This is a genomic window from Nocardia sp. IBHARD005 (assembly GCF_052814245.1).
Genome location: NZ_CP199935.1, coordinates 284,440 through 297,561, shown reverse-complemented (window position 1 = coordinate 297,561; position 13,122 = coordinate 284,440). Strand labels below are relative to the sequence as shown.

General features: G+C 66.9%; 9 protein-coding genes. 4 read left to right on the top strand and 5 right to left on the bottom strand.

Annotated elements, in window-relative coordinates:
• Positions 1–44 precede the first annotated feature (44 nt).
• Positions 45–1,088, bottom strand: coding sequence for an esterase-like activity of phytase family protein (locus ACTWPB_RS01370; protein WP_446223942.1), 1,044 nt, complete (start codon positions 1,086–1,088; stop codon positions 45–47).
• A gap of 521 nt (positions 1,089–1,609) precedes the next feature.
• On the opposite strand from ACTWPB_RS01370, the gene ACTWPB_RS01365 reads away from it, so the two are divergent.
• Together ACTWPB_RS01365 and ACTWPB_RS01360 are read left to right on the top strand one after the other, a co-directional pair.
• Complete coding sequence (locus tag ACTWPB_RS01365) at positions 1,610–2,365, top strand: hypothetical protein (RefSeq protein WP_446223941.1); 756 nt, start codon at positions 1,610–1,612, stop codon at positions 2,363–2,365.
• Between the two features lie 128 nt (positions 2,366–2,493).
• Complete coding sequence (locus ACTWPB_RS01360) at positions 2,494–2,856, top strand: cupin domain-containing protein (RefSeq protein WP_446223940.1); 363 nt, start codon at positions 2,494–2,496, stop codon at positions 2,854–2,856.
• Positions 2,857–2,929: 73 nt separating this feature from the next.
• Here the strand turns inward: ACTWPB_RS01360 and ACTWPB_RS01355 are convergent, their stop codons facing one another.
• From ACTWPB_RS01355 to ACTWPB_RS01345, 3 genes are all read right to left on the bottom strand, one after another.
• The gene (locus ACTWPB_RS01355; protein ID WP_446223939.1) at positions 2,930–5,086 is read right to left on the bottom strand and encodes a 3-hydroxyacyl-CoA dehydrogenase NAD-binding domain-containing protein; all 2,157 of its coding nucleotides are present in this window, start codon (positions 5,084–5,086) and stop codon (positions 2,930–2,932) included.
• Positions 5,087–5,128: 42 nt separating this feature from the next.
• Positions 5,129–6,343 (bottom strand): acetyl-CoA C-acetyltransferase, encoded by a 1,215-nt coding sequence (locus ACTWPB_RS01350; protein ID WP_446223938.1) that lies wholly within the window; start codon positions 6,341–6,343, stop codon positions 5,129–5,131.
• A gap of 189 nt (positions 6,344–6,532) precedes the next feature.
• Positions 6,533–9,304 carry a DNA polymerase III subunit gamma and tau gene (locus tag ACTWPB_RS01345; RefSeq protein WP_446223937.1) on the bottom strand — a complete coding sequence of 924 codons (2,772 nt, stop codon included), beginning with the start codon at positions 9,302–9,304 and terminating at the stop codon, positions 6,533–6,535.
• A gap of 445 nt (positions 9,305–9,749) precedes the next feature.
• On the opposite strand from ACTWPB_RS01345, the gene ACTWPB_RS01340 reads away from it, so the two are divergent.
• Together ACTWPB_RS01340 and ACTWPB_RS01335 are read left to right on the top strand one after the other, a co-directional pair.
• The gene (locus tag ACTWPB_RS01340; RefSeq protein ID WP_446223936.1) at positions 9,750–10,574 is read left to right on the top strand and encodes a hypothetical protein; all 825 of its coding nucleotides are present in this window, start codon (positions 9,750–9,752) and stop codon (positions 10,572–10,574) included.
• A gap of 67 nt (positions 10,575–10,641) precedes the next feature.
• Positions 10,642–11,919, top strand: a complete 1,278-nt coding sequence (locus tag ACTWPB_RS01335; protein WP_446223935.1) for an ammonium transporter — start codon at positions 10,642–10,644, stop codon at positions 11,917–11,919.
• Here ACTWPB_RS01335 and ACTWPB_RS01330 read toward each other — a convergent pair.
• Positions 11,916–13,010 (bottom strand): neutral zinc metallopeptidase, encoded by a 1,095-nt coding sequence (locus tag ACTWPB_RS01330; protein ID WP_446223934.1) that lies wholly within the window; start codon positions 13,008–13,010, stop codon positions 11,916–11,918. The genes ACTWPB_RS01335 and ACTWPB_RS01330 overlap by 4 nt on opposite strands.
• Between the last annotated feature and the right edge of the window lie 112 nt (positions 13,011–13,122).

Below are 13,122 nucleotides of genomic sequence, written 5' to 3'. Positions count from 1 at the left end.
GGAGATTCGACGCTGTGGCGGCAACGGTTGTCCCAACCGCCCGTTCAGCGCACGGCGAGCGCGATCAGCTGCGTGCGCTGTTCGGGCGCGAAGTTGTCGTCCGCGACCAGCACCAACGTGCGTTCACCCGACGGCAAGTGCGGACCCCATGTCATTCCTTCGATGTTGCCGACCGCCTCGATCCCCAGGTCGGTGAGGTCGGCGACGAGCCGTTTCGCGACCGGGCGAGCGCCCGCGATCGGCGCGTCGAGCACGTTGCTCGCGACCGTCGTGTCGATCTCGAAGATCCGTACCCGATTTCCCACGCCCTTGGCGAAAGCCCGCTCCACCACCAGAAATCGAGTCGGATCGAGCGCATCCTCGACCAGGATCGCTGTTACCCCGTTGGTCACCTGTCCCGGCTCCGGCCGGGACTCGGCGAACACCGGTTCCATCGGATACGCGTACTGCGCCAGCACCGGCCCGATCCTGGCCTGCACGGTGATCCGCGTCGTAGCCCCTGCCGTCGTCGTGGCCCCCGGCCCGTCCTCGCGCAGCGGCCCCTCCATCGCGGTCACGATCAACGCCCCACCCGCCGCAAACGTCGCCCCCTCGAGCGCCTGATTCTGCCGAGGCCCCGAATCAGGCTGCATCCGTAAGTTTTCCGGAATCGGCAACTGGGCCACAAAAGTTCCGTCGGGCCGCACAATCTGCACAGACGGATCCGCGAGCGGGCCCGACCGTTCGCCTTCCTGGGTCCACAAGTAATCACCCGTCCACGGATCGACCCGAATATCCTCCGGATCCACCGACTTCGGCGGATATACCGTCCCGGCCGCCAGCCGCAAAGGCGAAGTACTGGTAAAACTCACCGGCCCGACACCCATGTCACCCACTGGAATCCGCGCCGTATAAATCCGGGCAGGCCCCTTATCCGACCGGTCATCACTGATCAATACATATTCCCCACTGGCTGCCAGATAGTCGATCCCCGACAACCCGCCGACCACCGTCCCCCGAAAATCCAGATCATGTTCCACAACCCGCTCCCCCAACACCCGAACCTCAGCCACCGGCAGAGCCTGCGCCCCCGGGGCGGCCATCCCCATCACCATCGCCCCGACAACACCGACCGCTATACGAAGTCCCATGTCCACGTATGTTATCCACCCAACCACACACACGGGTGAACACCAGGCACACGAACGACGACTCGACGAAGTCGCCACGCCCTGGCCACCCGATAGCACACGCTCCCCGACTAAATCGGTTTCAGCAGAGCCCAATTTCTCGGTTGCTAACGCTTGGGTTACACAGTGTCACATTGGTATCGAATCGCGAGAGCCCCTCCTCCGGCGCCGCCGGTCGAACGGCTCAGAGTCGTCCGAGAAGTAATGTGGAACACAGATCGCATGTACTGTGACGGCCGCCGGGTTCCGTTGCTAGCGGACTTCCACCGATGTTCGCTGGATGAATGCCAGCAGTTGCAAGAACCTCTTGAGACAACGCCACAATTGCCAGCACATCGGCGAGCAGTACCACCGCGCATGCGGCCGCCAACACAGCAGTAGAGTCGACGGTAGGAACTCGGGCGACGGGGAGCGCCGGGGCAGCAATGGGGGGAGCAGTAATGACGTATCCATCGGGGCAACAGAATCCGGCGCCGTGGGGGCAGCCCGGTGCATACGGTCCCGGGCCGAGTGCCTATGCGCAGGAGATCGCGCCGCTCGAACCGCCACCGAAGTCCAAAGCCGGGTGGTTGGTCATCGCGCTGGTGGCGATCGCCGGGTTGATCGTCGGTACCGGGCTGCTCATATCGGTCGGTCGGGAGGGGGTCGCGGGTACCGCAGTGGCCGCGTCGGCGAATGCGAAGGCCCCGGCCACCACCTCCACGAAACCGACGACGACGACGGCGAAACCGAGGCCCAAGCCGGGTGCGCGGTTGAGCTATGCCGACTACGAAGGTCCGTGGAACTTCAAGATGGGCGGCGTCGAAATGCATGCCGACTGGGTGGAGGGGCGCGATCACGACGGGTGCGCGGCGATCGAAAAGGGCGGCAGGCTCACCGGTCTCGGGTGTCAGTACGCCGCGGAGATGGTGCTGTCCGCGGAAGGCGGCGGCGTGAAGATCACCCAGTTCGTGCTGGGCATGCGCGATGCCGCCGCCGCCGAGGCCGCCGCCTCGCAGATCGAGCAGAAGGACCTGAACGTGCGGCCAGGCACCGTGATCGACGACTTCGCGACCGGCAAATGGAAGGCGGGCGCGGAGAAGGAATTCGTGGTGGTCACGCTCGCGACCGCGACTTCGGCGGTCGATTCGGCACTCGTGGAGAAGTATCTGAAGTACCGCCACACCGACATCATCGGGGCGATCCTGTTCCGTTAGCGACTCTTGCGCCCCTCCTCGAATCAGCGAAGACTTAACTCCTTGATGGGCGCCGCCGTGGGCCGTGCAGGCTTCCACACGGTGGACCACGACATGACCGCTCATCACCCGAGCAGAAGCGAGATGTCATGTCCGCGCTGGTACGTATGAGTTTCGACGCGCCCGAGGAAACCCGGCCGTTCGAGCAAGGTAAAGGTCGTCTCGACCTGGTCAACCTCGAAGGCGGTCCGGTCGGCCGTGCTGTTTTCGAACCGGGGTGGCGATGGAGCGACCACGTGAAGCCGATCGCGGGCACCGACAGCTGCCAGGCCCCGCACATCGGCTACTGCCTGTCCGGACGGCTCGTGGTCGAAATGGACGACGGTGAACGGCAGGAATTCGGCCCCGGCGATGTGATGATCGCGGCCCCCGGCCATGACGCGTGGGTCGTCGGCGACGAGCCGTGCGTGATGCTCGACTGGCAGGGCTTCGCCGACTACGCCAAACGCTGACAACGAACGAACGCCCGCCACCTCAGTGAGGTGGCGGGCGTCGGCGAACCGGCGCGAAACCGGAACTACCTACTTACTTGCGCAGCGAGGCCGGGACCTCGAAACGCGGGCCGAACTTCGCGGCCAGCTCGTCGGCGCGGGCCACGAAGGCCTCCTGGCCACCGGGGTAGCCGACGATGAACTGGTGCGAGCCACCCGACCAGGCCGGGAAGCCGATGCCGAAGATCGAGCCGATGTTCGCGTCGGCCGTGCTGGTGAGCACGCCTTCGTCGAAGCACTTCTGGGTCTCGATGGCCTCGGCGAACATCATCCGGTCCTTGAGGTCCTGGAAGGTGACACCCTCCGGGAGCTCACGGCTCGAGTTGAAGATCTCACGCAGGTCGTCCCACAGGCCGGTGGCCTTGCCGTCGACGTAGTCGTAGAAGCCCGCACCGCCCAGCTTGCCCTTGCGGTCGTACTTGTCGACCAGGGTGTCGAGGACCTTGGCGGTCTCCGAGGAGGCCGCGTTCAGCTCGCCACCCGCGGCGACGATGGCCGCCTGGGTCTCCTTGTAGATCTTCTGCATGGTGGTGAAGTTCAGCTCGTCGCTGAGCTTCAGCGGCGCGGCCGGGTAGCCCGCCTGCAGACCGGCCTGCTCGACGGTGGCCGGGTCGACACCCTCGGCGACCATGGAGATGGCCTCGTTGATGAAGGTACCGATCACGCGCGAGGTGAAGAAGCCACGGCTGTCGTTGACGACGATCGGGGTCTTCTTGATGGCGAGGGTGTAGTCGTACACCCGGGCCAGCGCCTCGTCGGAGGTGTTCTTGCCCTTGATGATCTCCACCAGCGGCATCTTGTCCACGGGGGAGAAGAAGTGGATACCGATGAAGTCCTCGGAGCGCTTCACACCCTCGGAGAGCAGGGTGATCGGCAGGGTCGAGGTGTTCGAGCCGAGCAGCGCGTCGGCGTCGACGATGTCCTCGATCTCCTGGAAGACCTTGTTCTTGAGCTCGGGGTTCTCGAACACGGCCTCGATCACGAAGTCGACGCCCTTGAAGTCGGCGGCGTCCGCGGTCGGGGTGATGCGAGCCAGCAGCGCGTCGGACTTCTCCTGGGTGGTCTTGCCACGCGAGAGTGCCTTGGCCTCGATGGCCTCGGCGTAGCCCTTGCCCTTCACGGCGTTGGCGAGCTCGACGTCCTTGAGGACGACCTCGTACCCGGCCTTGGCGGAGACGTAGGCGATGCCCGCGCCCATCATGCCCGCGCCGACAACACCGATCTTCTTGATGTCACGCTTGGGCACATCCTCGACCGACGGACGCGAGCCGCCACCGTTGATGTGGTTGAGGTCGAAGAAGAACGCCTGGATCATGTTCTTCGCGACCGGGCCGGTCAGCAGGCTCGTGAAGTAACGGCCCTCGATGGTCAGCGCGTTGTCGATGTCGACCTGCGCACCCTCGACCGCGGCGGCCATGATGGCCCGCGGCGCCGGCATGTTGGTGCCCTTGATCTGCTTGCGCAGGTTGGCCGGGAACGCGGGCAGGTTCGCCGCGAAGGCCGGGGTGGACGGGGTGCCGCCGGGGATCCGGTAGCCCTTCTTGTCCCACGGCTGGGCCGCTTCGGGGTTGGCCGCGATCCACGCCTTGGCGGCGGGCAGCAGCTCCTCGACCGAGGACACGACCTCGTCGATCAGGCCGATTTCCTTGGCCTTGGTGACGCGGTGACGCTGGCCCTGCAGCAGCACCTGCATCAGCGCGTTCTGCAGGCCGAGCATGCGCACGGTGCGGACAACGCCACCGCCGCCGGGCAGCAGACCCAGGCTGACCTCGGGCAGGCCGATGGCCGAACCCTTGACGTCGGCCGCGATGCGGTAGTGGGTGGCCAGCGCGATCTCCAGGCCGCCACCGAGGGCAGCGCCGTTGATGGCGGCGACGACCGGCTTGCCGAGCTGCTCGAGGCGACGCAGCGGTGCCTTGACGTCGGTGACCATCTGGATGACCTCGGCCGCGTTTTCCGGGCCGACCTTCATCATGTTCTTCAGGTCGCCGCCGGCGAAGAAGGTCTTCTTGCCCGAGGTGAGGATGACACCGGTGATGTCGTCCTTCTCGGCCTCGAGCCGATCGACGGTGGCTTTCATCGACGCGAGGTACGCGTCGTTCATGGTGTTGGCGCCCTGGCTGGGGTCGTCGATGGTGAGGACGACCACGCCGTCGGCGTCCTTCTCCCAGCCGATGATGTTGTCAGTCATAAGTTTTCGTTCTCTCCTGTGAGAAGTGAAAGTCGGTGGGGATCAGACGCGCTCGATGATGGTGGCAACACCCATGCCGCCACCGATGCACAGCGTGATCAGGCCGTAGCGGGCGTTGCGACGCTCCAGCTCATCGAGCACCGTGCCAGTGATCATCGCGCCGGTGGCACCCAGCGGGTGGCCCATCGCGATCGCGCCACCGTTGACGTTCAGCTTCTCGTCCGGAACGTTGAGGTCCTTCTGGAACTTCAGCACCACGGAGGCGAAGGCCTCGTTGATCTCGACGAGGTCCATGTCCTCGATCGTCAGACCGGCCAGGGCCAGCGCCTTCTTGGCGGCCGGGGTGGGGCCGGTCAGCATGATGGTGGAGTCCGCACCGGAGGTGGCGGTCGCGACGACGCGGGCACGCGCGGTCAGGCCGGAGGCCTTACCCGCGTCCTCGTTGCCGACCAGCAGCAGGGCGGCGCCGTCGACGATGCCCGAGCTGTTGCCACCGTGGTGGACGTGGTTGATCTTCTCGATGTAGGTGAACTTCTGCAGCGCGACAGCGTCGAAGCCACCCATCTCACCGATACCGGCGAAGGCCGGGTTCAGCTTGCCGAGGTCGGCGGCGGTGGTGCCGGGACGCATGTGCTCGTCGTTGTCGAGCACGACGAGGCCGTTCTGGTCCTTGACCGGCACGATCGACTTGGCGAAGTAGCCGCCGGTGGTCGCCGCGGCGGCCAGGTCCTGCGAGCGCACGGCGTAGGCGTCGACATCGTCGCGGGAGAAGCCCTCGATGGTGGCGATCAGGTCGGCCGAGATGCCCTGGGGCACGAAGTAGCCGTCGTAGTTGGTGGCCGGGTCGAGCGCCCAGGCGCCGCCGTCGGAGCCCATCGGCACGCGCGACATCGACTCGACGCCACCGGCGATCACCAGATCGTCGAAGCCCGAGCGGACCTTCTGCGCGGCCAGGTTCACTGCCTCGAGGCCGGAAGCACAGAAGCGGTTGAGCTGGAACCCACCGACGGTGTCGGGCAGGCCTGCGGCGGTCACGGCGGTGCGGGCGATGTCCATGCCCTGGTCACCGACGGGCGTCACCACGCCGAGGATGATGTCGGAAATCCGATCCTCGTCGAGGTTCGGGAAGCGGCCACGCAGCTCCTGGATCAGACCAACAGTCAGATCGATCGGCTTGACCGAGTGCAGCGAGCCGTTCTTCTTGCCGCGGCCGCGCGGAGTGCGGATGGCCTCGTAGATGTAGGCCTCTGTGGTCATATCGGAGTGTTTCCTTCCTTGGGGTGCGGTGGCCGCACGAACGCCATGACCGATCGCCTCGGCGCCGTACAAATCCCGGCAAGCACCAGCGGAGCATAGAGCCATGCCCCTCCGGTGATCCCGGCCACCCGTTCATACTACCGTGGTGTGCGAACTCCGGTTAACTTAACGCGGTACGGACGGTGACTGTCAACCATCCAGACTCTTTGCTCCGAACTGTTCACGTAGCAACGCCAGAGCGACCTCGTCCGGGTCTTGACGGTCACCGGGAGCCACCGGCACCGCGGCGGCGGCCAGCATCTCCCGTTCTTCCTCTGGGGTCGGCGGGGCGAGAACGGCGGCGCTGCGCGCGGAATCGGCACCGGAACGGAACTCGGACCCGTCGTCCGGACCGGGATCATCGGGTAAGTCAGGGAAATCGGGCGGCGGGATGTCATCGTCGGAGGGCCGGTTCGCCCGGCCCGACGACGGGTTACCCCCCGCCTGACTCGGCCGCGAGAACTTCGGCCGCCCCGCGGGCTTGCTCTGCGGACTTCCCGTCCCCCGTGCCACCCCGGCCTTGGCGGCGGGCGCGGATCGCGGCGCCGGTGCTCCGGTCTCCCAGCGCACATCCAGTTCACGCCCGAGCACAGCTCGCACAGCTGAACGCACCGCATCGATATTGCGCGGATCGGACAACCGCTGCGCCAACGGCGCACTCTGATGCGCGAAAACGATCACGTCGCCATCGACCCGCGACACGGCCGCCCCCGACAACAATGCCTGCAAAGTGGCACCGAACTCCCGCACCCGGCCCTTGATCTCCGGCCACGCGGCGTCGACGATGCCGACCAGATCCTCGGTGGGCGCCGGCGGCTGCGCCGCCCTGACCTGCGACTGCGCCTGCACTGGTGCAGCCTCGACCGGCGACGACACATCGGCGTCAGCGAGCTCGGGTTCCGGCTGAGCCGACGAATCCGCCTGGGGTGCTGCCGCTTCCGGTACCGGTTCGACCTCAGCGCGGCGTGAGCCGGTTTCGGGCGGCGTTCCCGAGAACTGCCCGGGGCCAGAGCTTTCCGATCGAATCGTTGCGCCGGACTGCGCGGAGCTGCCCGTTTCGGCCGGGGGAACATCGGCTGAAAGTCGTTGGGGGCCAACCTTTTCCGAAGGATCACCGCTGGCGCCTTGCCCGGAACCGACTGATGGTGCGGGCTGCCCGGCAGACACAGGCGATGCGGACTGCCCGGCAGACACAGGCGATGCGGACTGCCCGGCAGACACAGGCGATGCGGACTGCCCGGCAGACACAGGCGATGCGGACTGCCCGGCAGACACAGGCGATGCGGACTGCCCGGCAGACACAGGCGATGCGGACTGCCCGGCAGACACAGGCGATGCGGACTGCCCGGCAGACACAGGCGATGCGGACTGCCCGGCAGACACAGGCGATGCGGACTGCCCGGCAGACACAGGCGGTGCGGACTGCGCGGGCGGCTCGGACACAGTGCGGGCCTGCACGGGCGGCGCTGACTGCGTGGGTGTGGGCGGCGCGGGCGACGGCGGTGCGGACTCAGTGAGCGGCGCGGGCTCAGTCGACGCCACGCTCGGTGCGGGAATCGCCTGCGCCGTGGCGGGGGGCTTCTGTTCCGCGACAACGGGGCTCGCGGCGACGGGTGCCGGCGAACCGCCGGTCGCCGCTTCCTTCTCGGCGCGGGCGGCGGCGAGAAGTTCCGCGCCGCGACGGCCGCTCGACGAGGGCGCGGACGGACGTTCGGCGGGTGGCTCACCCGCGGCGGGGCCAGGACGGGCCGGAGCGGAGACCGATCCACCGGCGAATCCGCGTTCCAGGCGTTCCAGCCGTTGCAGGGTCGCCGACTCGGTGTCGGAGACCGAGGGCAGGAGCATGCGGGCGCAGATCACTTCGAGGAGCAGGCGCGGGGCGGTGGCGCCGCGCATCTCGCCGAGGCCCTCGTGCAGGAGTTCGGCGTAGCGGGTCAGGGTGGCGGGGCCGAGACGTTCGGCCTGGTCGCGCATCCGTTCCAGCACGTCGCCAGGACCGGAGACCAGGCCGCGGTCGGCGGCATCGGGGACCGCACGCAGCAGGATCAGGTCGCGCAGTCGTTCGAGCAGGTCGACGGCGAACCGCCGCGGGTCGTGGCCCGCTTCCATCACCTGGTCGACGGTATTGAACAGGGCGGCGCCGTCATTGGCGGCCAGCGCGTCGATGGCGTCGTCGATCAACGCCACATCGGTGACGCCGAGCAGCGAGACCGCGCGCGGGTAGGTGACACCGTCGGGTCCGGCACCCGCGAGCAGCTGGTCGAGCACACTCAGGCTGTCGCGTGGTGAACCACCACCGGCACGGATCACCAGCGGATACACCGCCTCCTCCACCGGCACGTGTTCCTGCTCGCAGATCTTGCCGAGCAGTCCGCGCATGGTGGCGGGCGGCAGCAGACGGAACGGATAGTGGTGCGTGCGTGAGCGAATCGTCGGCAGCACCTTGTCGGGCTCGGTGGTGGCGAAGATGAAGATCAGGTGGGCGGGCGGTTCCTCGACGATCTTGAGCAGCGCGTTGAAACCGGCCGTGGTGACCATGTGCGCCTCGTCGACGATGAACACGCGATAGCGCGATTCGGCGGGCGCGTAGAACGCGCGGTCACGCAGCTCACGGGTGTCGTCGACACCACCGTGACTGGCCGCGTCGAGCTCGATGACGTCGAGATTGCCCGACCCGCCGGGCCCGAGCGCCACACACGACGAGCAGGTACCGCACGGTGTCGAGGTAGGTCCGTCCACGCAGTTCAACGATCGCGCAAGGATGCGAGCCGACGAGGTCTTACCGCAGCCACGCGGCCCGGAGAACAGGTACGCGTGGCTGATCCGTCCGGTATCCAGCGCTGTACTCAGCGGGTCGGTGACGTGCTCCTGACCCACTACTTCCGCGAATGTCGCCGGTCGATACTTCCGGTACAGAGCCACGACCCACAGGCTACCGAGAGCGTCCGACAGGGTTTATCGGCGGCTGGCACTGTGCGGTAACGCGGTAACGAAGCAATGACCAAGTTGTGATGCAAATCACATTGAATTGGGCGGTCTGAAGCGTAGGAGCAAAGCGGTCCTGTAGGTGCAACAGCCGAGCTATCGACTGCCATCCGAGCGGCTAATCCACCATCGACCAATCCGTCGATCCTGGTTGCACCAGAAATACGTACCTATTCCCTGATTGACGGCCTCTTACTGGATGTAACGAAACCATGAACGGTCGTGACAGCGGCGCAAGTGTCTGGCTACCGTGGGTCTCGGCAACTTCGGTGGCCAAACCTTCATCAGGTTGGTGACCCCGGCCGGTCCCTCATCCCGACCGGGGCACAACCTTCGCGCACCGATCGCTCCCCCACCGCATCGACCGGAGGAACGTTTCACCGTGCTGTCGTGTGATGACATCGCAACCGCCTGGCTGGCCCACACCGACTTCGCTGGCGACAATGCCGCGGTCGGGCTACTGAGCCGGGCGATCAGCCCACAAGACTTCGACATCAAACGCGACTCGTTACCCGTCGCGGCCGCGGCCGACCCGGCGACAGCCGACGCCATCCTGCAACTGCTCGAACGCGGGCAGGTACCAACGATGGCGGCCATCCGCACGCTCACCGCGCAGAACGAGATGCGCCGCGAGGCCGAGCGGATCGAGCGGCTCGGCCGTCGTGCCCAGCGCAGCATCGACGAGTTCGGTCGCATCCTCGCCCGCCTCGCCGCCGCGCACTGGACCGACCACAATATCGGGCCGACCAGGCGCGACATCCTCGCCGATACCGAGGTGTGCGAGCTCATCGCCGAACGGGTGGGTGCGATAGCGCCGTCGGCGGTCAAGCATCTGTGGCTGATCGAACGGGCGCAGCGCGCGGGCTGGATCGCCTCGAACGCGAGCCCGGGTTCGCTGTGCCCGGCCCGGCGCTGGCACACCGCGAAATACGGAAATCGGGTCTCGCAGAAGCCGGTCAATATGGTCGGCAAGCTGGTCGCCGGCTTCGTCGTGGAACACACCGCCGACCGGGGCAAGCCGCCGAGCTGGGCGGTGCTCGCCCGCGACGCGCGCGACGATCGCGGCCGCCGCGTGTTCTTCGATGTGGCCGACGCGCATGCCCAGCGCCGCTGGCTCACCACCGCCGAATGGCTCTCGGACGGCGATGACCTGCCCGTTCCCGGCAAGCGCGGCGCGCGGGCACTGGCCAAGGAAAACCGGGCCTAGCAACCGCCACCCGGGGTGAGTGTTCGGTAACTTTCTCGCAACGCATTCACGCGTGAAAGGAGTTGCCGTGCCCGCAACGATCGACCCAGCGGCCACTGCCTGGCTGCTCGCGGCTACCGCCATGGTGCTGTTGATGACGCCGGCACTTGCCGTCTTCTACGGCGGGATGGTGCGCTCGACCGGCGTGCTGAACATGCTGATGATGAGCTTCATCGCAATCCCGCTGGTCACCGTGGTCTGGCTGGTCGCCGGCTACAGCCTCGCCTTCGGCGACGACGCGGGCGGTGGCCTGATCGGCAATCTCGAGCACCTCGGGCTGGCCGGGATCAACCCCGGCTCCGTCCGCGGCACCATCCCGGAGCTGTTGTTCGTCACCTTCCAGCTGACGTTCGCCATCCTGACCGCCGCCCTGGTCTCGGGCGCCATCGCCGACCGCGCCAAGTTCGCGGGCTGGATGGTGTTCGTTCCGCTGTGGACGCTGGCGGTGTACGCGCCGATCGCGCACTGGGTGTGGGGACCCGACGGCTGGCTGCTGAATTTCGGCGCGCTCGACTACGCGGGCGGCCTGGTGGTCGAGATCGCCTCCGGTGCTTCGGCCTTGGCCTTGGCCCTGGTCCTCGGGCCGCGGATCGGTTTCAACATCGATGCGATGCGTCCGCACAACCTGCCGTTCGTGTTGCTCGGCGCCGGTCTGCTGTGGTTCGGCTGGTTCGGTTTCAACGCGGGCTCCGCGCTGGGCGCCACCGGCACGGCGGCGGCGGTTTTCCTGAACACCCTGGTCGCGGGCAGCCTCGGCATGCTCGGCTGGCTCCTCGTCGAACAGCTCCGCGACGGCAGGCCGACCACCTTCGGCGCCGCCTCGGGTGTGGTGGCCGGTCTGGTCGCGATCACCCCGTCCTGCGGCGTGGTGAACACCCTCGGTTCGGTAGTCGTCGGCTTGGCCGCCGGTGTGGTGTGTGCCTTCGCGGTCGGCTGGAAACACAAGGCGGGCTACGACGATTCGCTCGACGTGGTCGGCGTGCACTTCGTCGGCGGCATCGTCGGCACCGTCCTGATCGGCCTGCTGGCCACCCAGGTGATGACCGGCGGCGTGAACGGCCTGCTCTACGGCGGCGGCTTCGCCCAGCTCGGCAAGCAACTCGTGGCGGTACTCGTGGTCGCGGCCTATGCCTTCGCGGTCTCGTGGGTGCTCGGCAAGAGCATCGACAAGATCATCGGCTTCCGGGTGAGCAAGGAAGACGAAACAGCGGGCATCGACTTCGCCCTGCACGCCGAAACCGCCTATGCCGAAGGGGTGCACGGCAGTTCACCGCGACGCTTCGGCGAAGGCCACTACGGCAGCTAGCTGACCTCATTCGCTGGTGCCAGCCAGGTGTTGCATTGGAAGTTGCGGTTCTTCGTGTAGCCCTGGTTGTACCAGTTGCCGTTGTGGTCCGGGGTTCCGTGATCGCGGTGGCGGCCGTTGCCGTCACCGCGGTTGTAGTTGTGTTTCACCGCCGCGTAGCCCTCCTGCGAGGTCCAGGAGCCACCCGCCTCGGACGAACCGATATACATGCCGCCGAAACAGCTGGCCTGCAATTCCTTTCGTCGCGCGGTCTCCAACCCGCTCGTCGACATCGTGCCCTGATCGCGCCGCTGATTCGAGGCTGCCTGCAGCAGACCGGTGAGCCCCTGGACGTGGTGGCCGTACTCGTGCGCGTAGACCGATAGCGCTTCCATCGGCGGATACGGCGTGTTGTGCAGGACCAACCCCGCCGTCGACATGTAGATCGTGCTCGACGCACTGCAGTAGAACGCGTCGGCGGTGGAAGTACCGCACGGCGACGACAGCTGTGAAGGCTGTTCCGCGACAACCAGACCCGGGCTCTTGAACGGCAGATTCGCCGCGGCCAGATTCGGCCGCCACATCTGATCGAGGCAGACCTGCGCCGCCGCGAAGAAGGCCTTGGCCACTGCCGCGTTGGTCGACCAGCGTGGCAGATCGCAGTCCATGTTGGTCAAGCCCGCGTCGTCGTTCTTGAACAACGGATGCTGATCGAGAGCGATAACAGGTTGCGGCCCTGCGGGTTTGGTTGTGGTCGGGGCCGCACTGCGCGATGTCGTCGCTCGCGCCGTCGTCGGATTCGTGGTCGGCACCGGCGAATTCGAGCTGTAGGTGAAACTCGGCGGCGTCGTCTTGGCGACCGAGCCCGGCGAGCTCTGATCGGACAGCGTCACCGCGGCAATCAGCAACCCGATGACCCCGAACACGGTCAACACCGTCAGCACCGCACCGACCGCCCCCGATCCACCCCCACGCGGCGGCGGATACCCCTGCGGCGCATAGCCGTACGGCGGCGGCAACGGCCTACCGTAGGGCGCCATCGCGGGCCGGCCATACGGTGGCATCTGCCCGCCGTAGGGCGGCGGCATCTGCCCGCCATACGGCGGCGGCATGGGCCTGCCATAGGGCGGCTGAGGAGGAGGCGGGGGATACATCAATCACCTGACAACTGATCACGCACGGACATGGGTAACTCACCGGGAACGGGCCAACTCACCCCGCACC